This is a genomic window from Streptomyces sp. NPDC008092 (assembly GCF_042957285.1).
Taxonomy (GTDB): Bacteria; Actinomycetota; Actinomycetes; order Streptomycetales; family Streptomycetaceae; genus Streptomyces.
The window spans coordinates 14,488-38,371 of the sequence record NZ_JBIBHY010000031.1 but is presented as its reverse complement, the minus strand read 5'-3'; the positions used below and the strand labels follow the sequence as shown (position 1 = coordinate 38,371).

Below are 23,884 nucleotides of genomic sequence, written 5' to 3'. Positions count from 1 at the left end.
AGGCCGAGCTGCTCGCCTCTGCCGTTGGCTTCCTTTTAGTGGCAAAGTGGGTAATAGTTGAACAAATTTTCACCCTGGTGGGAAACGAAAGATGACCTGGGAGAACGACGTCGGCTTGGCGCGTGCGCATGGCAGGTTGCAGCTGGGCGCGACAGTAATGACGGGCGGTAGGAAGAGTGGGGTCCGCCGTCGCATCGGAATGTCCTGGCAACGGTGCGTCGACGGGGGGCTTACGCCGGACCGGGCGTGCGTCGCCTTCAACCAGGACGCCGATCTGGAATGCAAGCTGCTCGACACCGCGGCACCGGTCATCGACCGACTGGCCGGGCGCCTCTCGGGGGCGCGGGTCAGTATTGTCATCGCGGACGCCTACGCACAGGTACTGCGGCGATGGGTCTGCGATACCGGGCTGGACCAGCGATTCGACGCCGCTCGGCTGGTCCCGGGCTTCGTCTTCCTGGAGCGATTGGTCGGGACCAACTCCATCGGCACGACGCTGGTCGATCGGCGGCCGTGCTTTATTGCCGGGCGCGAGCACTTCTCGGTCGTCTCGGACATCCCGGAGTCGCTGGCCTGCGCGGGTGCGCCGATTCGTCATCCGCTGAGCGGCAGGGTCGAGGGGGTACTCAACCTCGTCGGCCTGTGCGCGGACGCCGATCCGGCCATGGTGAAGGTGGTCCAGCAGGCGGCGGCCGCGATCGAGCAGCGGATGGTGGAGCAGACCAGCCGGCGCGAGCGCGAACTTCTTGCTGCGTTCTACCGCGGCGACAGACTCCCGCCGGAGGGCGCCGGAAGCGGCGGCCCGACCTGGGGAGAAGACCCTGCAGCGCTGCCCGGGTCGACCGGCGCAGGTCGCCTGGACCGCGCTGATCAGGCGTTGCTCCGCCAACGCGCCGCTGAGCTGATCGCCTCGCCGCAACAGGTAGCCATTGAGGTGCCGCTTTCCGGTGGCCGGACGGCAGCGCTGCTGCGCCGTGAGATCACAGATGTCTCCGGTCAGGTCGGGGTCGTCGTCGAGGCCGCGGTGATCGACATCGACCACCCTGCGAGCGCGGTGCGCGCCTCCTCCCGTACACCGTCACCGAGGGTCTTGGACCAGCCCGGCTCCTTGCGATCCGGGATCCGCTGCAGCGTCGGCCAGGGGGCGGCCGGCGAAGCAGAGGTAGGGGCATCTGCAGGCCGGGTTTCGACCGGACCGCCGCACGTGGCTCCTCCTGGCTCAGGGGACCACCTGGTTGACCAGCCGACCGCTCTCCCATGGCCGCTGCTCGTCGGCGAAGCGGGAGTCGGGCAGATGGCGCTCCAGGCTCGTCGACGCCTGGAGCTCCTCTACGACACCACCGTGCGCGTCGGCACCACCCTGGACGTGGTCCGCACGGCCGAGGAACTGGCCGAGGCAGTAGTACCTCGTTTCGCGGACTTTGCGGCCGTCGACCTCGCCGAACCGGTGTTCCTCGGTGATGAGCCGACCACGGATCCGGACATTCCGTTGCGCCGCGCAGCTTTGGGCCAGCGGCAGGGCGGTCTCGGGTTGTACCAGGTCGGCGAGACCGTCACCTTCGCAGCTGCGACGCCGCAGTCGCGCTCGCTGCGGACCGGCACAGCGGCATTCGAACCGGAGCTCAGGCAGGCCAAAGGCTGGATCGACCACGATGTGCAGCGCACCCACATGATCCTGGAGTCGGGGATCCATTCGCTGATCACCGTGCCGCTACTGGCCCGGGGCGTCGTCCTCGGGGTGGTCAGCTTCTACCGTGCCGAGGAAGCCCCCGCGTTCGAGGACGACGACCTCGCCCTCGCCGAGGAACTCGTGGGCCGGGCGGCGGTGTGCATCGACAACGCTCGTCGGTACGTGCGTGAGCGGACGATGGCCCTGGCCCTGCAGCGGAGTCTGCTGCCGCGTGGCCTTCCTCGTCAGGACGCAGTCGAGGCGGCACACCGGTACCTGCCCGCGCAGGCCGGGGTGAGCGGCGACTGGTTCGATGTGATTCGGCTCTCCGGGGGCCGGGTCGCCCTGGTCGTCGGGGATGTGGTGGGGCACGGGGTGCACGCGGCGGCCACCATGGGGCGGCTGCGCACGGCTGTGCAGAACTCCTCCGCTCTGGATCTGCCTCCCGAGGACCTGCTGGCGCACCTGGACGACCTGGTCGCCCAGCTGGACGAGGACGGAGATCAGATCCTCGGCGCCACCTGCCTGTACGCGGTCTACGATCCCGTCTCCCGCCGTTGTTCCTTCACCAGGGCCGGGCATCCGCCGCCCGCAGTCGTGGCCCCGGACGGCACGGTGCGGTTCCCGGAGGTTCCGGCAGGCCCTCCGCTCGGCCTGGGCGGTCTGCCCTTCGAGACCGTGGACATCGAGGTGCCGGAAGACAGCCACATCGTGCTGTTCACCGATGGACTCATCGAGAGCCGCCACCGGCCCATCGACGCCGGTCTCGACCTTCTGCGTGAGACGCTGACCGCCGCCAAGCCGCATCTGTGCTCGCCAGAAGAGATCTGCGAGACGGTTGTAGCCGGCATGCTTTCCGACGGCCCGCGTGACGATGTCGCCCTGTTGGTCGCCCGCACCCGCGCTCTGGACGGCAAGCGCACCGCGCACTGGGACGTGCCGGCCGACCCGACGGAGGTCTCCCGGGCACGTGCCGCGGTTCTGGACAAGCTGGAGGAGTGGGGTCTGTCCGACCAGTCCTTCGTCACCGAGCTGATAGTCAGCGAACTGGTCACCAACGCCATCCGGTACGGCGGCGGGCCCATCGGCCTGCGCCTGATCCGGGACGACGTTCTCATCTGCGAGGTCTGGGACGGCAGCAGCACCTCTCCGCGTCTGCGCAGGGCCCGGACAACTGATGAGGGCGGGCGTGGCCTCTTCCTGGTCGCGCAACTGGCCAGCCGCTGGGGTACCCGGTACACGGCAGACGGGAAGGTGATCTGGACCGAACAGCAGTTGGCTTGAGAGGGATCGCTCTTCGTCCCAAGCCGGTTGACGGGCTACTCGGTGACGATCTGAGGGGCTTCGGCGTCGGGCTGGAGCGTCACGCCGAGTTCTTCGACGGGGATGCTCAACACCCTCTCCTTCCGCCCGTCGCGGTTGGTGCAGGTCGCCGTCCAGCGAAGGACGGTGGCACCGTCGCCGGAGGGGCGTCCGTACAACATGAACGGTTCCAGCCACACACGAGCGTGGGCACGAAGGTCTACGGGTGGGAACGTGATCACGACACCGTCTTCCGACGTGACCCGTGTGGGAAGACGCCGGTCCGAAGGGTGGCTCCGATCCCCGTAGAACGCCCACAAGGGGAAGATCGGCGGGCTGTTCAAGCCGGATGCGAGGGGCCCTTTCCCGTAGGGCTCCGGTGGCTCGGGCCAGGGTAGGTTACTCAAGTCGGGCAGGAACTCAGGGGGCTCAACCATCACCCGGTAGCCCGCATCCACAGTCGCGATCACCTCTACCTGGAGGAGCATGGCGTTGGACCGGTTCTCCAACCGCAGACTGAGCGGATTTCTCTCCCATGCCACTGCCTTGTGCAGCATCCGGAGCAGCCCGCGCCGGCTCTTCTCGAGATGGGCTTCGACCTCCTCTCGATACTGCTGGGGAGAACGGTGGTCTCGCAACAGCAGTTCAGCCAGTGGAACCTGGGCGACCTCCTGCAGCCGGAGGAGTTCCTCGACAATCGGTTGCCTGTTGCCGGACGGATCCCTGCCTGCCCGCCGGCTACTTGGTCCGCGTTCGGACAAGGGTAGAGAAGAGAGCAGTTGACGGCGTCGCCTTTCCACGAGGGAGTCGATCACGCTGTCGTCAACCGTCACACCTACCGCGGTGCCGTCCTCAACAGCCAGGTCGAGATCCAACCCTGGTTCGGCGTGAAGTCCGTTGTTCATCAGCCGGTACACCTCGTCCGGCGTGAGGTACTGAGTCTGGTCGCCGTGTCGTCGCGGGATGGCGACCCCGCCTTTGAGGAGCCTCCCGTCCTCCGACAAGGTCTTGGTGACCAGGGCCCATCGGTCGGATTCCGGGAGCGCCTGCACCTCGATGAGGAGGTAGCCGAGGTCCTGGCACGCGGGGTCGGCGAACCAGGAGAACTCGACGTGCACCAACGGGCGCACGTACTCGGCGATGACCTGCTTGTACTTCTCGGCGTTGACCAGCCTCTTCGCGAAGGGCGTCGGCTTCACCGCGGTCTCGTGCAGGTCGGTCGGCCGACGCGTCGCCTTGAATCCGCACACGATGAGACCACCGCCGGTGTTGGCGAACGCCGCGACGTCCTTGGCCAACTCGTACTTCTTGGAATCCTGACGGAGGTCGTAGGGACCCTCAGGCCCGGTGGTCTTGAAGTCCACCCATGCGGACTCCGTCATCCCGACGATTGCTTCAGGACGCTGCTGGGCGAGCAGGGTGACGATCCTGCCCCGACTGTCAACGGCGGTCATGGGGACACATTTTACTGAGCGACCGGGTGGTTTGTTGATGTTTGATACAGGCCCATGGCCTGCGGCGGCCGTCGGGGCGTGACCAGTCGCGAACTGGGAAACGATCGCGGCCGTTCCGCCCCGCAGTTGCATGCTGACTTCCACCGGCGCCGGTCAGGCCGAGGACGGCTCCACCGTCGAAGCTTCATGGCCGAAGGACTCCTCAAGACCCTCTGCGAGGCTCTTGAACTCCTCGCCGCCGGCCATGAGATCGAGTAGTTCGTTGCGGGACTTCTCGCCCCGCGCGAAGTCCGCCGCCGTCCTGCCGTTGATCAGCACCTGGAAGCGATCGCCAATGGCCATGGCGTGCTGGGCGTTGTGGGTGATGAAGATGATCGCCACTCCCGCGTCGCGCACCCGCTGGACGAGCCGGAGCACGAGGGCGGCTTCCTTGACTCCGAGCGCCGACGTCGGTTCGTCGAGGATCAGCACTTTGGCGCCGAAGTGAACCGCGCGGGCGATGGCGAGGGCCTGCCGTTCGCCGCCGGACATCGTGCCGACCAGCTGGTCCGCGTCGAGTACCCGGGTGAGGCCGAGGTCGCGGATCGCGGTGAGGGCCGTGGTGCGCATGGTCGCGCGGTCCAGGCGCCGCAGTGGCCACACGCCCTTGCGGGGCTCGGCCCCGAGGAAGAAGTTGCGGTCGACGCTCATCAGCGGAGCCGTACCGCCGTACTGGTGGACGGTCGAGATGCCGGCGTCGCGCGCCGCCTTCGGGTTCGGGAACTCGACCCGCTTCCCGTCCAGGTGGAGGGTGCCGCCGGTCGGGCGGTACACCCCGGAGAGCATCTTGATCAGGGTCGACTTTCCGGCGCCGTTGTCGCCCAGGAGGCAGAGCACGGTGCCGGGACTGGCGGTCAGGCTCACCTGGTCGACCGCGACGTTGGCGGCGAACCGCATGGTCAGTTTCTCTGCACGGAATTCTGTGGTCATGTGAATCTCCTACGGCCTGCTCAGTGCCAGTCGGCGGACGAAGTTGTTCCCGACGACCGCGACGAACAGCAGCACGCCGACGAAGAGCTGGACGAGATCGGGATTCCAGCCGGTGTAGTAGATACCGACGCTCACGATCGAGTACGTCATCGTGCCGAAGACGATTCCGGCGACCGATCCGTAGCCGCCCGAGAGCAGAGAGCCTCCGACGACGGCTGCGACGATCGCCTCGAAGACGAAGGACTGGCCGCGGGTGACATCGGCGTTGTTGAACTCGACGGCCTGGATGACCCCGACCAGGGCCGCCGAGAAGCCGCTGTACATGTAGAGGCGGAGCTTGACCGTTCTGACCGGGACACCGTTCAGCCGGGCCGTTTCGAGGTCGCCGCCGATCGAGAAGACCCAGTTGCCGAACCCGGTGCTCTGCAGCAGGTATTGCCCGATGACGGCGACGGCGAGCCACCAGATCAGCGAAACGTTGAACGAACCCACGTGACCGGCGAACAGGTCGTGCGCGAAGCCGGACGTGGTCACCGACACGGTCGTGGTGCCGGCCACCGTACGACTGACACTGAGCGCTGCTCCCGCCACGGCGAACAGGGTGACCAGAGTGACGATGAAGCTCGGCAGTCCCGTTGTCACCACGAGCAGTCCGTTGACCAGGCCGATGAGCACGCCGAAGGCCAGGGCCAGCACGATGGCCAGCCACAACGGCCAGCCGAACTGCGCTACCGGCACCGCCACGATCATCGAACTCGCGGCCACGACGGACCCGACGGACAGGTCGAACTCTCCGGCGATCATCAACATGCCCACGGCGAGGGCGACGATCCCGAGTTCCGCGGCGACGGCGAGCCAGGAGACGTAACCGCCGGTGTCGAGGAAGCCCGCGTGGAGCCCGAACGCGGCGAAGAAGACGAACACCAGGGCCGTGCCCGCGGCCGCGCCGGCCTCGGGCCTACGCAGGATCCGGGACAGCCGGCCGGACCCCGGCTTCGAAGCAGCGGCGGCCGGCACGGACGCGATACCTTCGGTCGTGGTCACGAGGCCCCCCGCACGCCGTACTTCTGCTGCACCTTCAGCACCTTGTCGGCGTTGTCCTTGGTGATGACGAGCGGGGACGTGTCCAGGCTGTTGACCGGGTGCATGCCGAGCACACGGTCGGTGATGCCGATGCTGACGGCCTGGTAGGTCTGGAGCCAGCCCTGCTGGTCGATGGCGAACTGGAGCTTGCCCGCCTTGACATCGTTCAGGACCTGGATCGAAAGGTCGGTCGTGCCGACCTTGACCGGCCGGCCGACGCTGGTCACGGCACTCTCGGCGTCGGCGGCGATTCCGACCCCGAGGGTGAACACGCCGTCCACGTCCTTGTGCGACATCAGATAACCCTTGATCGTCTGAGTCACGCTCTGCGCGTCTCCGCTCTGCGACGAAGGGATGGTCAGGGTGGATCCGGTGCCGCCGGCGGCCTTGATCCCCTTGATGGCACCGTCACAACGCGTCTGCAGGACGGGGTTCTCCGGCACGTGATTGACACAGACGAGGTGCTTCACCCCCGCCTTGTTCAGCCCCTCGCCGGCGGCCTGACCGGTGGCGGCGGCGTTCTCGCCGACGAAGCCGACGGCGCCGACCTTCTTCCAGCTGTCCGCTCCCGAGTTGTAGAGGACGACGGTGATCCCCGCGTCGACCGCCTTCTTGATCTTCGGATCGAAGGCGGAAGGGATGAAGTCGCCGACGACCAGAACGTCCGGCTTCTTCGTTATCGCCGTGTCGATGAGCTGCGAGAAGTCCGCTGCGAAGTTCGTCAGGTCCTTCGGAGCCGAGTAGTCGTACGACGCGCCGAGCTGAGCGGCCGCGGCCTTGGCGCCCTTGTCGATGGCGCCGAAGAACGGATCCGACAGCGGGCCCCCGACCGCGACGACGCTGAGACCGTCGCCGATCGCGGGTCCCGACTTGGTCTTCGCTCCGGTGGTTGATGAGGATGCGCTCGTGTGCGTACAAGCAGACAGGGCGAGCAGCGTGGCAAGGGTGCCGGTGAGTGCCAACCCGCGGCGTCTGGAGAGTGCGGCCATGTCCCGCTCCGATGGGTGAGGGTGATTGGTGCGGGAAACGTAGCGGTTACCTCCAGGTTATTTCAAGGGTCGTAACAACCTTCTTTGTGTAACTCTTCGGCAGCTGTCAGACTCCGTTGCATGTCCTCGACTGGCTTTCGGAAAGTCGCGGCCGACTCCGCGGCCGACAGTTCTCGTGTGCGCACCCACAACCTCTGTCTCGTGGTGGACGACGTCCGACGGCACCGGCGGACCACCCGTTCCGAGATCTCGGAGCGGACCGGTCTGGCCCGGGCCAGCCTGACGGCGATCATCCCGGAGCTGGTCTCGGCCGGGCTGCTCAAGGAGGTGGGGAGCGCCTCCGGCCCGCGTGGCGGAAGGCCCGTCGCCGCCCTGGAATTCGACGGCTCTCGTGTCGCCGTGGTCGCACTGGAGATCACTGTGGGCGAGGTCATCGTGGAGTCGGTCGATCTCGGCGGCCGCACGCTGAGGATCGACCGTGCCCCCCATGGCCGGCCCATCGGGGATCCGGCGGCGGTCATCGACACGGCGGTCGACCTCTTGCTTCAGCACCTGAACGAACTCGACCGCCTGTCGGTCGCGTTCGGCCTCGGCGTCGTCGTCATGCCGGCGCCGTTGGCCGGGGACCCGCCCGTGGTCGTGGCGTCCAGTGATCTGGGCTGGGGCCGTGTGGACCTGCTGGGACAGCTCGTCGCGCGGGTCCCGCGCCTTGAGGGTGCTTGCCTTCTCGTCAACGACGCGAACGTGGCGGCCATCGCGGAGGCGGCCGCCCTGGAAGTCGAGGTCGGGCACCCGCTGACCGACCTCGTGTACCTGAAATCCCTCACCGGTATCGGTGGCGGGGCGATCGTCGCGGGCAACCTCGTGACAGGTGCGCGAGGCATCGGGTTCGAGCCCGGCCACGTTCTCGTCCGGGCGGGTGGCAAGCCCTGCACGTGCGCACGTCATGGCTGCTTCAACGCCGAAGCCGGCCCTGAAGCCGTGCTCGAGGACGCGGGCCTCGCGGACCTCGCCGGCCGGGCGGGGGTCACCATCGCGATGGCGGAGCTCGTCGACCGCGCCCGCTCGGGCGACCCGCGAACGCTCGCCGCGCTGGGGCGGGCCGGCGAGGTCATCGAGACCGTGATCACGGACCTCTCGCTCGCCTTCGATCCGCAGGCCGTGGTGCTCGGAGGTTATTGGGCCGACGTCTTCAACCACTTGCGCGTGTCCACCGACCTCGGTCTGGGGGAACCGTCAGCGAGGACCATCGCCTGGACAAACAGTGACGAATCCATGCCTTTTGTGCTTCCCGGCCGACTGGGTGCCCGCGCCGCCCGGGCCGGAGCGTTCCGGCTGGCTATCGACCGACTGCTGAGCGAACCTACGGCTCTTAATAATTTCAACGGTTGAAATAACCTTCGGTCTCCACCTACAGTCACGTGTCATCTGGACACGACGACTGTGAGGAGACGTGCGTGACCGCATCAGGCATCCACGTGGCACCCCCGGCCGGCCCGATGAGCGGTGTGTGGCGGGGTGAATCGGCTGCTTTCCTCGGGATTCCCTTTGCCGAGGCCCCTGTTGGGGACCTGCGATTCGCCTTGCCCCGCCGCAGGGCGGCCTGGACGGACCGGAGAACGATGACGGCGTACGGACCGACGCCACAGCGTCGGCCCATGGCCGAGGTGACCACGATCCCGGAGCCGTCGATTCCCGGTGCCGGGACGCTCAACCTCAACATCTTCACGCCGGCTCCGGGGGACCGCTCAGCCAGGCTGCCCGTGATGGTCTGGGTGCACGGCGGCGGATTCTATGCCGGGTCACCGGCCAGTCCTTGGTACGACGGGCGGTCGTTCAACCGGGACGGCGTCGTGACCGTGACTCTGTCGTACCGCTTGGGCATCGAGGGATTCGGATGGCTGGCCGACGCACCGAGCAACCGCGGCCTCCACGACATCATCGCCGGTCTCGAATGGGTCGCCGAGAACATCGAGTGGTTCGGCGGCGACCCTGCTCGGACAACGATCGCCGGCCAGTCCGCGGGAGGGGCGGCGGTGTTGTGCCTCCTCGCGGCACCTCGTGCGCGCGGTCTGTTCGCCCGGGCGGCCGTGACGTCCGCCGTCCCGTCCGTCGCTCTGCACGCGTCACACGTCGAAGACGGAAAGCGCCTGGCCGAGTTGGCCGGTGTGGAACCGACCCGTGCCGGCTGGGCAGAGGTGGAGGGCGAGCGGCTGCCCGCCATCGAGCAGCGGACCGTCCGACGGGCCTCGCCCCTGGCGCCGGATCACCCGTTGGCCGGCACCGTCGAGTGTGCACTCGTCGACCGCCACGTCCGTCTACCGTTCACCCCGGCCGTCGACGAAGACCTTCTATCCGATTTCAGGTCGACCGACTGGTCGTTCTCGACGACGCCTCTGATGGTAGGCAGGACAGCGGACGAGTTCGTCGCACCTGGCGTCCTGGCACCGGAAACCCCCGAGCTCGCGGCGTGGCTCGACAGTGTGACCGACGGCCCGGTCGAGCCGTGGCTGGCTGTGTCCCGGGACTCGGTCGACCCCACTGGGCGACTCATGACGTACCTGGATGTACGCCGGCCTGCCGAGGACATCGCAGTCGGGCGGCATCGCGCGGGCAGCGCCGCCACGTGGCTCTACGACTATCGTGTCCGCAGCGCGATCACCAAGACGGCAATGCACTGCCATGACCTGCCGTTTGTCTGGGATCTCCTCGATTCCGTAGGGGTCGGTGACGCGCTGGGGGACGCGCCACCCAGATGGGTGGCCGACGATCTCCACCGTGCCTGGGTCGATTTCGTGTCGACCGGCTCCCCGGGCTGGGCACCGGCGGGCGACGCTCTCCACGGCCGCCGCTACGACGAAGACGGTGCCAGGGATACCTCCGAGACTCTGGACGGCGATGGTCCCGGCCTCTGCCATCCGTACTCATAGAAGTCTTCCGCATGCGTGCGCAGGCTGCTGGCGCCCTTGGTCCGTCCCCGCGAGGACGAGGTCCTGGCCGAACAGATCCGGCGCATCCATGTCGGCTCCAGTGGCGCCTGCGGTTCTCCGAGACGTGACTGTGGGACTGCGCGAGGCCGGAAGCCGGATCAACCAGGCCGAGGCGGCGGTTACGGACCTGTTCAAGAGGGACTTGACCGACCCGCCCAGGCCGCGGCCGATCGCGGTCGTCGTCCACAGCAGGAGCGCCGTCCACGCCTGGTTGACCCGCTGCAACACGCGCCTCCGCCACTCAAAGGGCGAGGCCTGAGGTGGCGCCGGGCCTGGCGGCGCCGGGGTGGCTTCAGGGCATGGTGAAGAACAGTTTCAGCGCTCTGACGCGCTCTTCGTTCTCCAGCCCGGACAGCAGCGGTACGACGATCACGCCGACTTTCTCCGGTTCGGTGACATGCCGCACTGTCATCACCAAGTGCCGAACGACTTCCGCGAGAAGGTCTGCCTGCGGGGCGACGAGCTTGACGACCTGTTGAGCCCCTTCGAGGAGCGGCGGAAGGGTTGCTCCATCGCGCACCTGGAACAGTGTCCAGGCGATGAGAGCGCCGGTGAGAGCCGGCAGGGTCGCTGGTGCGGTGACCTGGCGGAGACCGCGCAGGGCAGCAACGCACCATGCCGCGGTCCGCTCCGGGGTGTGCCCGGGCTGGTTCTCGATCATGGTCTTGTACTTGAACCATCCGCTGTCGACGGGTTGCCACGTTGAGGCGCGGGTGAGGAGGAAAGCGGCGTAGCCGCCGGGATGCCACTGTTCCTCGCGGGCAATATGTTGCAGTTGGTCGAGTACCGGCAATTCGCCCGCAGGGAGTGCCATCAGACGACGGTGCGCCTGCTGGACGGAGTCGCCGGACAAGACTCCGTCCTGGACGAGGGATTCCAGCAGTTGCAGGCTGCCGAAGGCGGGGATTCCCTCGCTGCGGGCGACGGCTCGCAAGGCTGCGTCGTCGGCAATCAGGCCGACCCTGCGCTCGCGTGCGAGGCGGATAGGCGCGCTCCAGACGCGGTGCCGCGGATCGTCGTGATCGGCGGGAGGGTCGGGCAGGACATCGCAACCGTCGAGTGTGGCCGCCAGGGCTGCGGCTTCGTCAGCCCAGCGCTGCGTGACCTCATCCGGGATCTCGGTGAAGACCGGGCGCTGGGTGTTCGGGTCCCAGCCGAGCCAGCCGGAGCTCCGCATCGACAGAGAGGTACGCGCTTGCAAGATGTCGTCTCGCTGCGGTGCGGCGATGAGCAGTTGCTCGAAATGCTCCCGAAGCCGTACGGCGTCTCCGAGGGTGACCGGAGACAGGTACAGGGCGGAGGTGTCGACGACCACCGCCGTGTTCCGCGCCCGCCGCGCAGCTTCGACTTCCTGCGCGTGGACGCTCTCGTCCCAGGAGCGGAGTATGTAGCACCCGGTAGATTTCCGGATCAGGGCGTCGGCGTAGTTGTGAGCGAAGGCGCCGGCGTAGACGCTGATCGGAAGCTTTCCCGCAAAGGCATCGCGGCGCATCTGTTCTGCGATTTCCGCATTCGGAGCGAGGCGGGTGCGCAGGACGTCCCTGAGGGTATCGAGCGTGTCGTCGAGCGGGACCTGTTCGATCAGTTTGCTGTGGGGGAAGCGCTGAAAGAACGTCTGATGGAGGTCGCGTGCCTGGGTCATCAGGCTGTAGTCGCTGTCCTCGGTGGTGGGCATCGTGAAGGCGGTCATCACGGCGGTGGCGACCAGTTCCTCGTCGTCAGGGAACTCCTGGGCAGCTTCCGTGACCGCGGACAGGATTTCCTTCTGCGTGATGTCGGTGTCGGCCTTCGTGATCGAGGGCGCGATCGTGCGCAGCACGGACGCGAGGAGTCGAGCCTGGGTGCGCGTCGTGGGCTTGAGCCTCGGGTCATCCCTTACAACCCGGTACGCGTCGGGCATCCGCCGCAGCTGATGAAGGGCATGGACGCGGGCCCATCGGTATTTGATCCGACTCGCCTCGTGGTCCGGGTCCGCCTCCGCGATCTCGTCGTCGGTCAGAAGGCGTTGCGTCTGCTCCAGCATCGTGGTCCATGCCCCGCGGCGCGCTGCGGTGTCGAGGAGGATCTCGCGGGCCGTTCGACGGCGCACCGCGTCGTCGCTCGAGGTCAGACGTTTGGCCAGGCGCTCGGCGTCGTCCAGCAGTCCGTGATTGTGAGCCAACAGGACCGCGCCGAGCAGGTGCCGCTCGTCGTGGTTGTGGGCTTCGGCGAACCGCTCCAGGGCGCTGAGTGCGCCGGAGGTGTCGTGCTGGAGCACCAGTCCGTCGACTCGGATTTTCAGAGCAACATCGGAGTCGGGGTAGCGGCGGGCCAGGATCTGTGCCTGATCGACATCTCCGACCGCCAGCAACGATTGGGCGCGGATGAGGTCCGCGGTCTCGGCGTCGAACGAGTCGAGCAGGGGGAGCTCGGCGTCACCGAGTGCGTCGACCATGGACAGTCCGAGCAGGGCGCGCAGTTGCCGATCCGTATCTCCTTCGGGCAGGACCACATCGAGTGCAGCCCGGAACTCTGCGGCGGCCTCGCGGCGGCAGTCCTCGCGTCGGCTGAGCGCGAGGGCGGTCGTCAGCCGCTGCTCGAAGGGATCTCCGAGGCGGGCCGAGAGATCGAGAGCAAGATCGACATTCCCGACCTGGGCGGCCAGCCCGGCAGCGACGTGCACAACGGGCCCGGAAGTAGCCTCCGCCGGGTCGGCTGTGCCGGCGGGGGGCGGTCGCAGCATCGCCAGGGCGCCGCGGGCATCGCCTGTGAGAGCGCGAGCCTGGGCTGCGAGGGCGAGGGCATCCGCAGTGGGGCCGTTCCAGTCCAGCCGGCGGCCACGTGCAGTGAGGGCGAGCCCCTCCGCGCGGCCGAGTGCTGCGTCCCTGTCGAAACCGGAAAGACGGCCGGCCGGGTCGGCGGCCTTGACCAACAGTGTCCTCGCCAGCTCCAGCGCGACCACCGACGAGCGCGGTCCGAACAGTGCCGCCAGCGCGGACGCGGCAGCGGGCCCCGGACGATACGGCGCGAAGGCCTGGATGAGGTTCTCCGCCAGGATCTGGGCAGCGTCGACCTGACCGGCGGTCTCGTTGAGCACGGCGATCGCGGTCACAGCGGCGTCCAGCCTCACCGACTCCAGAAAGCCTGGGTAGCGCTCCGCGAAGTCCTCGAGGAAATCCGCGAATTCGGCTCCGGCGATCGGCAGAGTGCCGGGAGTCGCCGCCAGGGCGGTCACCGCGGGCTTCGGCAGCGGCAGTGCAAGTGCCTCGGCCACCACCCGGAGCCTGGGGGCGACCACGTCGACGACGCCGGGCAGCGAGCGGTACAACTCCCATAGCGGTCGGCCGGCAGGAGCTGCCGTTTCAGCGAGCGCGAGCAACTCTCCTGCTCTGTCCGAGCCCTCGATCTGTACGGCAGCGTACGCGGCCTTGCCGTACAGGAACGCGGAAAGAAGGCTGTCGGACCATCGCCGCGCGGCCTGTTCGAAGAGCCAGGAAGCCGCCGGGTGGTCATGTGATCGGGCGAACTCGGCAACCAGCACCCACAGCGCGCCACTGTCGTCACGGAACTGCTGGGGCGGCCGCTGCTTGAAGCGGCTCAGCCACGTCGCCGGTTGCCCGCCGAGTGCCGCAAGGTCCTCCACCACCGCGGTGGCACGCGCTCCGGCCACCGGCAATGCCCACTGGTAGGCCACTGCCACTTCCGGCGCCACTCGCAACAGCGCCTCGACCGGGGAGCGGTGAGCGGTCGAAGACCCGGCGGTCGCCGGAACACGCCCACCGCCGGGCCCGGGAAGGTCCTCCGGCTCGGCCTGACGCAGCAGCGCGAACGCGAACTCCGCCGCATGTCCCGACGCCTGGGGTTGCCACTTCCGGTCAGCGCCCGGGGACTTGTCGTCGACACAGTCCGAGATTCCACGTACGGCAAGGGCGGCCACGTTCGTGAGATAGGAGGTCTCGTAGAGCCCGAACGACTCCATGTCGACCGCGCCCACGTCGTTGAGCTCCCGGCGCACCTTCTGCATCAGCGCCGAGCGGCCATCAGCGTGGACGACTTGGCCCGCGGCGATGGGCCGGATCGCCACCCGCGGCTTGTCCCCGAGCGCGTTGCGGCCTTCGCCGGCGGGGAGTCCGTGCGCCCAATCACCACGCCGTACGTGCCTCGCCAACTGCAGTACCCCGTTGGCGGCGGTGAAGGACACGTGCCGCGCCAGATGGATCGAACCCTCCACCTCTTCCCAGGCGTCCTTGCCCCGGTGCAAGTCGTAGACCCGGTCGGCGACCACCACATCGCCGCGGACCAGATCCTCCGGCTTGACCGAGCCAGCGACGCCGACGAACAGCACGAGATGAGGGTCCAGAGCCCCAGCGGCTGAAGCGAATTCCGCGGCGGTGCGGGTGTTGCCTTCACCGACCTCCGCGACGTACACGGTCCAGTCCACGTGGGCGCCTGTGAACTCGTCGACCTCGAAGCGCGTCGTCCGGACTCGGCTGGGCCGTCGAGTCGGCAGATGGGCCGCCACGGCTTCGTACTCGTCCTGCAGAGCGGTGAACACCACCGCTGTCATCCGCGGTCGGGCGGTGCTCTCCTCACCGTTCGCGATGAGGCCGGTGGACTCGTAGAGCCACTCGCGCACAGTGGAGTTGCCCGGGTTCACACGCCACAACGTCGAGCGGCCCTCCACGGTCGAAGTCACGAAGCTCGCCTTCCTGAGAGTAGCGAGCGCCGTGGTCGCGGTGGTGGGGGCGACGTTGAGAGCGCGTGCCAGCGCCCGCCCGCTCACCGGTCCGCTCGAATTGGCGAGTGAGTCAAGTGCGCGGAAGGCAGTCTCTCCCAACAGGGCCCGCAACTTGTCAGCGGTCGAAGTCACACGAGCACCGTAGCGCATGTCCAATTATTCTGGACATTCATGTAACACCCCTTGACCGGCCGACAGTTGCCGTAGGGCACAGGGGCCGGACATGGCGCTCCTCGGCGCTGCTGAGGCCGGCCTGTCAAAATCGGTGTGCTGAATATCGAATGATGCTCGACGTCCATGTCGCGATAGCGCCAGGTCATGACTACATCGGGTCGTCGGGGCCCTTACGCGAAGGGCGCCGAGCGTAGGGAGCAGATCCTGCGCACGGCTTTGGATGTGTTCACCGAAGGCGGCTACCACGGCTCCTCGACGAAGGAGATCGCTCGCAGGGTCGGCATCACCGAGTCCACCCTGTTCCACTACTTCGGCTCCAAGCAGGCCATGCTCGCCGCGGTGCTCGCCGCCCGGGACGAGCGCACGATCGCCTTGCACGGCGGACGGGACCCACTCTCCGCCTTGGTGGAAGCCGTTCGACGGAACGCGCAGTCACCGGAACTCGTGCGACTTTTCGTCGCCACCACGGCCGAAGCCGCCGAATCGGGACACGCCGCCAACGAGTGGGTGACCGAGCGCTACGACTCCGTCCGGGAGGACCTGACCACGCGTCTGGCCGGCCATGTCGAGCCTGGCATCGATCCGGCGTGGGCGACCCGTGTCCTGCTCGCGGCCATGGACGGTCTCCAGATCCAGTGGCTGCTCGATCAAGACGTCGACATGTCCGTGGATCTGGAACGCCTGGTCGCCCTGCTCGTTCCGGCGGCTCGCCGGCACGAGCAGGGCGATCCGACGAGCCAGCAGGACCAGTGATCGTTGGCAGTACGCGGCGGGGGAGGGCGCCGTGGTCGCCGACTCATGTCCTCAGCTCAGATTTCCCTCTTTGCGAAGATGCTCGGTGAGCAGTTCGCCAATGTGCCTGATGTGATCGCTCATCACCGCTCGGGCCGTCTCGGGATCGCGGCCCCGCAACGCGGTGAAGATCGCCGAGTGGTCGTGCGCGGAAGCCTGCGCCCAGCCTTCGATGGTGCCGAAGTAGTTCAGCGGAACGTACTGGACGGTAAGGCTCAGCAGCGATCTCATCCGGGTGGAATTGCTCGCCTTGTTGATGGTGCGGTGGATCTCGTGGTTGTACTCGTCGACCAGAGCCGCCTGGCCGTCCTTGGCGGCTTGCTCAAGCTTGGTCTGGATGTCTTCCAGCCGGGCGATCTCGTTCTCGTCCAGCACCTCGGCCGCTCGCGCCGCGAGTTCGCCGGCGATGTGAGCCTGCACCTCGAACAGGTCGCTCACGTCCTGCTGGGTGAGGGGCACGATGCGGTACCCGCGGCGGGGCTCCCACCTCACCGACCCTTCACTGTGCAGGAGCATGAGCGCCTCGCGTACCGGTGTGGCACTCACGCCGAGCTGTTCGGCCAGCCGCTCGGTGCGAAGGAAGTCGTCGGCGTGGAACTCACCGATCATGATCCGCTCGCGCACGTACATCGCGACCTTCTCGCTGAGCTGGCGCTTGTCGTCGATCGCCGAGCGTCCGGTCAGGTCGACACTCCGCGCTCGGGCGGGCTTGGCAGTGGTCATGATCGACTTCGTCCCCCCTTCGGTGGCCTCTCTATATTCTAGAGAAACAATCAGCGAAGGGCTCAGCCGGTCTCCGTCGTCTTCGGCTTGGATTCGGGAGCCGGGTGTGGCTGGGTGTGGGGGTGAGGGTGCGGATGGGGGTGAGTGTGAGCGTGCGGCCGGTGCACGGCTCCTCGGGAGAGTTCGTCGACGGTGAGCGGCGCGGAGTGGTAGCGGCCTTCGTGGGCGACGACGGGGGAGCGCTGCTCGGCGAGCTCTGGGTGACGCGCCTCCAACTCGGCGCGCTTGTCCAGTTCACGACGCCACTTCGCAATGTACTCGGTGTTGCCCTTGTGGGTGCCCTCCCATGACTTGGGCGCGGCATCGGCGGTCGCCGGCAGACGTGCGTGACCGAGAAGTGCGGCGCCGGCCGAAACCAGCCGCCGGGTCTCGCCACCGCAGCGCACGCAAGCGGGGGTGATGTCCGCGTTCGCCACCATCGCCTCGAAGCGGGCCCCGCAGGAGCAGGCGTAGTCGTAGATTCGCATGGTCGTCCTCCCGGTGTGGCGGCAGCGGACCCGCGGCCGCCACACCGTCAACGGGTCAGGTGTAGCTGGCCGGCGTGGTCTTGAGCTGCTTGATCTGCTCCTCGTCGTGGCCGAAGACGACGGTGGCGTTCGTCTTCTCGGCGATCGAGCGGATCTTCTCGACGGAGGCGAACCACTTGCGACTGTCGTAGACGATACCGGCGCCGACAGACGGGGGACCGTAGCTCTCCGAACGGTAGATCGCGTCGGACGTGAAGATCATGGTCCCGGAGTCGGGCAGGTCGACCTGCAGCGACATGGTTCCCCAGGTGTGGCCGGGGGTCTGCAGCAGCGTGACGCCGGGGAGGATCTCGGTGTCGCCCTCGACCGTGTCGAAGGTCAGGCCGCCGTAGTCCTTCTTCACGTGGGCGCCGAAGTTGTAGCCCTCGAAGCCGAAGGCACCGTCGTACTCGTCCTTGCTGCAGACGACCTTGGTGTGCGAGGCGTCGTTCCACAGGTCGGCCTGGCCGGCGTGGTCGAAGTGCAGGTGCGACAGGACCAGGTAGTCGATGTCGTTCGGTTCGTAGCCAAGCTGCTTGAGGCGGGAGTCGAGCCACATGTCCTCGGTGACCTCGTCGACCGGGAAGTAGTCGTGCAGCCCGGTGGGGGCCCACCGCGTCTCCCAGTCGCGGGGGACACCTGAGTCCCAGAGCAGCTTGCCGTCGGGGTGGTCGATGAACACGCAGTGCGTGGGCACGCCCACCCACGCCGCGGGCTTGTCCTTCTGGGCGCGGGAGGCCATGACCTGGGTCGGGTCCAGCAGGAGCCAGGTCAGGTCGGAGTGCATGGTGCCCGTCGGCAGGATCTGCAACGAGATGGAGTCAGGCATGATCGGGTTTCTCCTGAGGATGTGATCAGCCGGCGGACGCCGGGGACGGGTCGGTTCCGTACTCGCGCACCACGGCGTCGATGCCACCGTCGGCGATCCGGGCCCGGATGGCCTTCTTGTTGTATTTGCCGACGCTGGTCTTGGGGACCTCCTCGACGAACAGGAACCGGTCGGGGATCCACCACTTGGCGAAGCTGCCGATCAGGTACTCGCGCAGTTCGTCCTCGGTGACCGAGGGATCGGCGGGTACGACACACGCGAGCGGTCGTTCCAGCCACTTCTCGTGGGGTACGGAGACCACGGTCGCCTCGCGGACCTTGGGGTGCGCCATGAGAGCGTTCTCCAGGTCGATGGAGGAGATCCACTCGCCGCCGGACTTGATCAGGTCCTTGGAGCGGTCCTTGAGGATCACGAACCCGTCCGGGTCGATACAGCCGACGTCGCCGGTGCGGAACCAGCCGTCGCGCATGCTCTCCTTGGTCCGCTCGTCCCTGTAGTACTCGCGAGCGGTGTACGGCGACTGGATCCAGAAGTCGCCGACGCTGGTGCCGTCCCAGGGCAGCTCGGCGCCGTCCTCGCCGAGCACCTTGATCTTCATCAGGGGGAGCGGCAGCCCCTGCTTCTGGCGGAGTGCGTACACCTCGTCCTCGTCCTGGTCGGCGAGGGTGGTCTTGACCCAGGAGAAGCAGATCTGCGAGGTGCTCTCCGTCATGCCGTAGCCCTGCACCACGTGGGTGCCGTACTTCTCGTCGAACCATTCCATGATCGAACGGGAGGGCGCCTGTCCGCCCAGCCACAGGATCCCGAGGCTGGACAGGTCCCATTCCTGGTCGGAGGACTGGATGAAGTCGCGCATCATCGTGCCGATGGTCACGGCGGCGTTCATGCCGGTGACCTTGAGGTCCTGCACGATCTGCACGTAGTCGCGGTCGACGGGGTGCACGCCGGGGAACACGAGCGTGGCGCCCTGCAGCAACGCGGCGTGCGGAATGTTCCAGCCGTTGGCGTGGAACATGGGTGCGACCTCCAGCCACACCTGGCTCTCGCACATGTTGATCTTGTCGTGCAGGGCCACGCACATCGCCTGCAGCACCGTTCCCCGGTGCGAGTAGGCGACGCCCTTCGGGTCGCCTGTGGTGGCGGAGGTGTAGCACATCGCCGACGCGGTGTTCTCGTCGAACTCGGGGAGCTCGAAGTTCTCGTCCCCGCTTTCCATGAGGTCCTCGTAACGGACCACGGGCGACAGCTTGGTCTCCGGCAGCGGGCCGTCACCCATGACGACGAAGGCCCGGACCGACGGGATCCCGAGGTCGACGAGCTGCTCGACGACGGGGATCTGGTCCTCGTCGATGATGAGGACCGAGTCCTCGGCGTGGTTGATCAGATACTGCTGCTGCTCGGGGAACAGGCGCATGTTGATCGTGTGCAGGGTGGCGCCGAGGCTCGGTACGCCGTAGTAGACCTCGAAGTGGCGGTAGTGGTTCCACGCGATGCTGCCGACACGGTCGCCGGGCTGGACCCCGAATTCGAGGAGCGCACTCGCCAGCTTCCGGACTCGTTTCCCGAAGTCGGCATAGGTGTAGCTGTGGTACTCGCCGGGGCCGAGGTAAGTGATGACCTTCTTGTCGTGGAAGAGCCGCTCCGTCCGCCAGAGCAGTCTGCTCAGGAGAAGGGGTTGGTTCATCATCAGGCCGTCCACGCTGACCTCCCATGATGAGGGCTGTGACGCCGCCATGTTGCACATTCTATAGAATGTAGTCAAGATAAGTGGCGCCCCGGCCGCCGACCTGACCCGCGGCCGGGCTCTGGCTTCCGGCCGACGTGTTCGGTGAGGAGATATCCCTGTGATTGACCGTAATGCGAGTTACGTGTTCGGCGCCTGGCATCAGGGCGACGGGACCACGATCCCGGTGGAGAACCCGGCGACGGGGGAGATCATCGGCGTGGTGCCGGACGGCACCGCGGAGGACGTGGACCGGGCGGTACGCGCCGCACGCACTGCGTTCCCCGGCTGGTCCACGACTTCGCGCGCCGAGCGGGCGAAGCGCCTGCGGGCCCTGAACGACGGGCTGGCCCAGCGAGCCGACGACATCGCCGAGACGATCGCGAACGATGTCGGCACGCCGCTGCGCATCGCGACTCGTATCCAGGCGGCCCTCCCGCAGACCGACATCGCCACCTACGTGGACCTGCTCGAGCAGGAGGAGCCAGAGGAGCGGATCGGCAACTCACTGGTCGTGCGTGAAGCGGCAGGTGTGGTCGCGGCGATCACGCCGTGGAACTACCCGCTGCACCAGATCACCGCCAAGCTGGCGCCGGCGCTCGCCGCCGGATGCACGGTGGTGATCAAGCCGAGCGAGGTGGCCCCCCTCAGCGCCTACCAGTTGTTCGACGCGATCCACGAGGCAGGCTTCCCGGCGGGCGTGATCAACCTGGTGAGCGGCCGGGGGCCGGTGGTCGGCGAGGCCCTCGTGACGCACCCCGAGGTCGACGTCGTCTCCTTCACCGGATCGGTCCGGGCCGGCACGCGCGTGGCCGAACTGGCCGCGCGCACGGTCAAGCGCGTCACCCTCGAACTCGGCGGCAAGTCCGCGAACGTGATCCTCGACGACGCCGATCTCGCCACCGCGGTCAAGGTCGGCATCGCGAACGCCTTCCTGAACGGCGGCCAGACCTGCACGGCATGGACCCGCATGCTCGTCCCCGCGGCCCGCCACGAGGAGGTCCTCGAACTCGCGAAGTCGTTCGCGGAGGGCTTCGCTCCCGGCGACCCGCTCGACCTCAAGACCAAGCTGGGCCCCATGGTGTCGGCGGCCCAGCGCGATCGGGTGCGTTCGTTCATCACCCAGGGCATCGAGTCGGGTGCTCGCCTGGTGACCGGGGGAGCGGATGCCCCCGACGGGCTGGAGACCGGTTACTACGTGCGGCCTACCGTGTTCGGCGGGGTCGACCCGGACTCCGTCCTGGCCCAGGAGGAGATCTTCGGCCCGGTGCTGTCGGTCATCCCCTTCACCGACGACGAGGACGCGCTCGCCATCGCCAACAACTCGAAGTACGGCCTGCACGGCGCGGTGTGGTCCGCGGACCAGGACCGGGCGCTGGCCTTCGCCCGCCGCGTGCGCACCGGGCAGATCGACGTCAACGGCGGCGCCTACAACCCGCTCGCCCCGTTCGGCGGTTACAAGCAGTCCGGTGTCGGACGCGAAATGGGACGGCAGGGTCTCGACGAGTTCCTGGAGACCAAGTCCATCCAGCTCTGATCCGGCTCGTGGATCCCGTTCGTACCGAATATCAGGAGGTCATCGTGGTGAAAGCCGTCGTCGTGTCCGGGCCCCACGCACAACCGGAAGTCCGCGACGTCACGCTCCCCGCCCCCGGGCCCGGCGATGTCCGGGTACGCATCGCGGCCGCCGGCGTGTGCCATTCCGACCTGTCCATGTTCAACGGCACCCTCGCACCCGGTTACCCGCTCGTCCTCGGCCATGAGGCGTCCGGCGTGATCACCGAGGTCGGGGACCAGGTCGCCGGTGTCGGCCCGGGAGACCGGGTGGTGCTCAACTGGGCCGCGCCCTGCCGTGAGTGCTGGTTCTGCGAGCACCACGAGCCGTGGCTGTGCACCGCGGTGGAAGGCGTCGTCAGCGTGCCTGGCGGGCAGCTCGACGACGGCACCGGGGTGCACACCTGCATGGGCGTCGGTGCCTTCGCCGAGGAGGCCGTCCTGCCCGCGCGATCCGTCGTGCCTCTGCCCGACGGAGTCCCGCTCGACCTTGCCGCGCTTCTCGGCTGCGCCGTACTGACCGGTGTCGGAGCGGTCCGCAACACCGGCAAGGTACGGCCGGGCGAATCGGTGCTCGTCGTCGGCCTGGGCGGCATCGGCCTGTCCGCGGTGCTCGGGGCGAAGCTTGCGGGTGCCGGCGAGATCATCGCCGTCGACCTGTCCGAGGAGAAGGGAAAACTCGCGCTTGCCGTCGGAGCGACGCACTTCCTCACCAGCCACCCCAAGCTCGCCAAGGACGTCCGCGCCCTGACCGGGGGCCGCGGTGTGGACCACGCCTTCGAGTGCGTCGGCGCGGCCGCCACCATCCGGCTGGCGTGGACCTCCACCCGCCGCGGCGGCTCCTGCACCATCGTCGGTGTCGGAAAGCGTGACGACGAGGTGACGTTCAACCCTCTGGAGCTGTTCCACTTCTCTCGCAACCTCACCAGCTCGATCTACGGCGCCTCGGACGCGGACCGCGACGTCCCCGAGCTGGCTCGCGATGTCATCGAGGGGCGTCTCGATCTGGCCCCGCTCGTAACCCACCGCATCGGCCTCGAAGGTGTGCCAGGGGCGTTCGCCCGCATGACCGCCGGCGAGGGTGCCCGGTCGCTCATCGAACTGGACGTCCGATGACCGACGTGCCGGCACGGCCCCTGGCCGGCATGCGCGTCATCGAGTTGTCCAGCTTCGTGGCCTCCCCGCTGGGCGGCATGACACTCGCGCAGCTGGGCGCGGACGTGATCCGGATCGACCCGGTCGGGGGCGCCGCCGACCGGAAGCGCTGGCCGCTTGCTCCCAACGGCGAAAGCCTCTACTGGGCGGGCCTCAACCAGGGCAAACGATCGGTCACTGTGGACCTCCGTTCTCCGGAGGGCGTGGCACTGGTCGCCGACCTGGTCGAAGCCAGCGGTGAGAACGGCGGCATCGTGCTCACCAACGCCCGAGCCCGGCCGGGTCTCGCCTACGAGGACCTCACCCGGCGCAGATCCGACCTCATCCACGTCCAGTTGCTCGGCCGACGCGACGGCGGAACCGCCGTGGACTACACGGTCAACGCCACCTGCGGCTTCGCCACCGTCACGGGCCCGGAGACCCATGCCGCCCCCATCAACCACGTGCTGCCTGCTTGGGATGTCACGACTGGGCTCTACCTCGCCGTCGGCATACTCGCAGCGGAACGCCGGCGGTCCAGGACAGGCCAGGGCAGTCAGCTGACCGTCTCCTTGGAAGACGTCGCGCTCGCCACGGCCGGAAACCTCGGCTACCTCGCCGAGGCCCAGCTGCGGGAGGACCCCCGTGGCCGCATCGGCAACCAGGTCTACGGCGACTTCGGCCGCGACTTCGCGAGCGCCGACGGCCGGCATGTGATGGTGCTGGTGCTCACACCCCGGCACTGGCGTCACCTCGTCGAGGTGACCGGTACCGGCGCGGTGATAGCCGCCCTCGAAGACACGCTCGGGGTGAGCTTCGAGGTGGCGAGCGAGCGGTACGGACACCGCGATCTGCTCACGGGCCTGTTCCAACCATGGTTCGGTGCGCGCAAGTTCGACGAGATCCAGGTGGTCCTGGAGCCGACGGCGATCCTGTGGTCCCGCTACCGCACCTTTACCGACCTGGCGCAGGACCAGGACACCGGTCTGGCCGCACATCCGCTGATGGCCGAGCTGACCCAGTCGGCCATCGGCAGCTACCTCGCACCGGGTTCACCGCTGCTCTACGACGGAGAGCAGACACCGGCCGAAGCGGCTCCGGACCTGGGTGCGCACACCGACGAGGTCCTCACCACTCTGTTGTCCTGCTCGTCCACACGCCTCAACGACCTGCGCAGCCGTGGAGTGATCGGACAGTAGGGCACGCTCCGCCCGCA

The 23,884-nt window shown here is 67.8% G+C and carries 16 protein-coding genes; 7 read left to right on the top strand and 9 right to left on the bottom strand.

Annotated elements, in window-relative coordinates; genetic code table 11:
• The first annotated feature begins 91 nt into the window (after window positions 1-91).
• The gene (locus tag ACFZB3_RS49310; RefSeq protein ID WP_391390312.1) at window positions 92-2,953 is read left to right on the top strand and encodes a SpoIIE family protein phosphatase; all 2,862 of its coding nucleotides are present in this window, start codon (window positions 92-94) and stop codon (window positions 2,951-2,953) included.
• 35 nt (window positions 2,954-2,988) lie between these two features.
• On the opposite strand, the gene ACFZB3_RS49305 is transcribed toward ACFZB3_RS49310, so the two are convergent.
• The 4 genes from ACFZB3_RS49305 to ACFZB3_RS49290 all read right to left on the bottom strand — a co-directional run bounded on the left by ACFZB3_RS49305 (window position 2,989) and on the right by ACFZB3_RS49290 (window position 7,466).
• Window positions 2,989-4,425 (bottom strand): RNA-binding domain-containing protein, encoded by a 1,437-nt coding sequence (locus ACFZB3_RS49305; RefSeq protein ID WP_391390310.1) that lies wholly within the window; start codon window positions 4,423-4,425, stop codon window positions 2,989-2,991.
• A 153-nt stretch (window positions 4,426-4,578) separates the two neighbouring features.
• The gene (locus ACFZB3_RS49300) at window positions 4,579-5,394 is read right to left on the bottom strand and encodes an ATP-binding cassette domain-containing protein (protein ID WP_391390308.1); all 816 of its coding nucleotides are present in this window, start codon (window positions 5,392-5,394) and stop codon (window positions 4,579-4,581) included.
• A 9-nt stretch (window positions 5,395-5,403) separates the two neighbouring features.
• Entirely contained in the window at window positions 5,404-6,438 is a 1,035-nt protein-coding gene (locus ACFZB3_RS49295) for an ABC transporter permease (RefSeq protein WP_391390306.1), read from the bottom strand.
• Complete coding sequence (locus ACFZB3_RS49290) at window positions 6,435-7,466, bottom strand: substrate-binding domain-containing protein (protein ID WP_391390304.1); 1,032 nt, start codon at window positions 7,464-7,466, stop codon at window positions 6,435-6,437. Before ACFZB3_RS49290 ends, ACFZB3_RS49295 begins: the two co-directional genes overlap by 4 nt.
• A gap of 177 nt (window positions 7,467-7,643) precedes the next feature.
• Between ACFZB3_RS49290 and ACFZB3_RS49285 the strand changes: the two genes are divergently transcribed.
• Window positions 7,644-8,858, top strand: a complete 1,215-nt coding sequence (locus ACFZB3_RS49285; protein ID WP_391390302.1) for an ROK family protein — start codon at window positions 7,644-7,646, stop codon at window positions 8,856-8,858.
• A gap of 107 nt (window positions 8,859-8,965) precedes the next feature.
• Entirely contained in the window at window positions 8,966-10,396 is a 1,431-nt protein-coding gene (locus tag ACFZB3_RS49280; RefSeq protein ID WP_391390350.1) for a carboxylesterase family protein, read from the top strand.
• A gap of 352 nt (window positions 10,397-10,748) precedes the next feature.
• On the opposite strand, the gene ACFZB3_RS49275 is transcribed toward ACFZB3_RS49280, so the two are convergent.
• The gene (locus ACFZB3_RS49275; protein ID WP_391390300.1) at window positions 10,749-15,305 is read right to left on the bottom strand and encodes a hypothetical protein; all 4,557 of its coding nucleotides are present in this window, start codon (window positions 15,303-15,305) and stop codon (window positions 10,749-10,751) included.
• Between the two features lie 186 nt (window positions 15,306-15,491).
• Between ACFZB3_RS49275 and ACFZB3_RS49270 the strand changes: the two genes are divergently transcribed.
• Window positions 15,492-16,100 carry a TetR family transcriptional regulator gene (locus ACFZB3_RS49270; RefSeq protein ID WP_391390298.1) on the top strand — a complete coding sequence of 203 codons (609 nt, stop codon included), beginning with the start codon at window positions 15,492-15,494 and terminating at the stop codon, window positions 16,098-16,100.
• A 51-nt stretch (window positions 16,101-16,151) separates the two neighbouring features.
• Here ACFZB3_RS49270 and ACFZB3_RS49265 read toward each other — a convergent pair whose 3' ends face one another.
• The 4 genes from ACFZB3_RS49265 to ACFZB3_RS49250 form a co-directional block, all read right to left on the bottom strand.
• Complete coding sequence (locus tag ACFZB3_RS49265) at window positions 16,152-16,862, bottom strand: FCD domain-containing protein (RefSeq protein ID WP_391390296.1); 711 nt, start codon at window positions 16,860-16,862, stop codon at window positions 16,152-16,154.
• Window positions 16,863-16,924: 62 nt separating this feature from the next.
• Entirely contained in the window at window positions 16,925-17,389 is a 465-nt protein-coding gene (locus ACFZB3_RS49260) for an FmdB family zinc ribbon protein (protein ID WP_391390294.1), read from the bottom strand.
• 55 nt (window positions 17,390-17,444) lie between these two features.
• Window positions 17,445-18,257 carry an MBL fold metallo-hydrolase gene (locus ACFZB3_RS49255; RefSeq protein WP_391390292.1) on the bottom strand — a complete coding sequence of 271 codons (813 nt, stop codon included), beginning with the start codon at window positions 18,255-18,257 and terminating at the stop codon, window positions 17,445-17,447.
• A gap of 25 nt (window positions 18,258-18,282) precedes the next feature.
• A complete protein-coding gene (locus ACFZB3_RS49250; protein WP_391390290.1) occupies window positions 18,283-19,992 on the bottom strand; it encodes a long-chain-fatty-acid--CoA ligase in 1,710 nt (569 codons plus the stop codon).
• A gap of 109 nt (window positions 19,993-20,101) precedes the next feature.
• Here ACFZB3_RS49250 and ACFZB3_RS49245 point away from each other — a divergent pair, with 109 nt between their 5' ends.
• The 3 genes from ACFZB3_RS49245 to ACFZB3_RS49235 are packed head-to-tail and all read left to right on the top strand — an operon-like array spanning window position 20,102 to window position 23,867.
• Entirely contained in the window at window positions 20,102-21,517 is a 1,416-nt protein-coding gene (locus tag ACFZB3_RS49245; RefSeq protein ID WP_391390288.1) for an aldehyde dehydrogenase family protein, read from the top strand.
• A gap of 44 nt (window positions 21,518-21,561) precedes the next feature.
• Window positions 21,562-22,650 (top strand): zinc-binding dehydrogenase, encoded by a 1,089-nt coding sequence (locus tag ACFZB3_RS49240; RefSeq protein WP_391390286.1) that lies wholly within the window; start codon window positions 21,562-21,564, stop codon window positions 22,648-22,650.
• Window positions 22,647-23,867, top strand: coding sequence for a CoA transferase (locus ACFZB3_RS49235; RefSeq protein WP_391390284.1), 1,221 nt, complete (start codon window positions 22,647-22,649; stop codon window positions 23,865-23,867). The genes ACFZB3_RS49240 and ACFZB3_RS49235 overlap by 4 nt, the downstream gene beginning before the upstream one ends.
• The last annotated feature ends 17 nt before the right edge of the window (window positions 23,868-23,884 follow it).

Excerpts from the sequence above, each read along its gene's own strand:
- ACFZB3_RS49310 (WP_391390312.1), top strand. The coding sequence starts at position 92 with ATGACCTGGGAGAACGACGTCGGCTTGGCGCGTGCGCATGGCAGGTTG.
- ACFZB3_RS49305 (WP_391390310.1), bottom strand. The coding sequence starts at position 4,425 with ATGACCGCCGTTGACAGTCGGGGCAGGATCGTCACCCTGCTCGCCCAG.
- ACFZB3_RS49300 (WP_391390308.1), bottom strand. The coding sequence starts at position 5,394 with ATGACCACAGAATTCCGTGCAGAGAAACTGACCATGCGGTTCGCCGCC.
- ACFZB3_RS49290 (WP_391390304.1), bottom strand. The coding sequence starts at position 7,466 with ATGGCCGCACTCTCCAGACGCCGCGGGTTGGCACTCACCGGCACCCTT.
- ACFZB3_RS49280 (WP_391390350.1), top strand. The coding sequence starts at position 8,966 with ATGAGCGGTGTGTGGCGGGGTGAATCGGCTGCTTTCCTCGGGATTCCC.
- ACFZB3_RS49270 (WP_391390298.1), top strand. The coding sequence starts at position 15,492 with ATGACTACATCGGGTCGTCGGGGCCCTTACGCGAAGGGCGCCGAGCGT.
- ACFZB3_RS49265 (WP_391390296.1), bottom strand. The coding sequence starts at position 16,862 with ATGACCACTGCCAAGCCCGCCCGAGCGCGGAGTGTCGACCTGACCGGA.
- ACFZB3_RS49260 (WP_391390294.1), bottom strand. The coding sequence starts at position 17,389 with ATGCGAATCTACGACTACGCCTGCTCCTGCGGGGCCCGCTTCGAGGCG.
- ACFZB3_RS49255 (WP_391390292.1), bottom strand. The coding sequence starts at position 18,257 with ATGCCTGACTCCATCTCGTTGCAGATCCTGCCGACGGGCACCATGCAC.
- ACFZB3_RS49250 (WP_391390290.1), bottom strand. The coding sequence starts at position 19,992 with ATGGCGGCGTCACAGCCCTCATCATGGGAGGTCAGCGTGGACGGCCTG.
- ACFZB3_RS49235 (WP_391390284.1), top strand. The coding sequence starts at position 22,647 with ATGACCGACGTGCCGGCACGGCCCCTGGCCGGCATGCGCGTCATCGAG.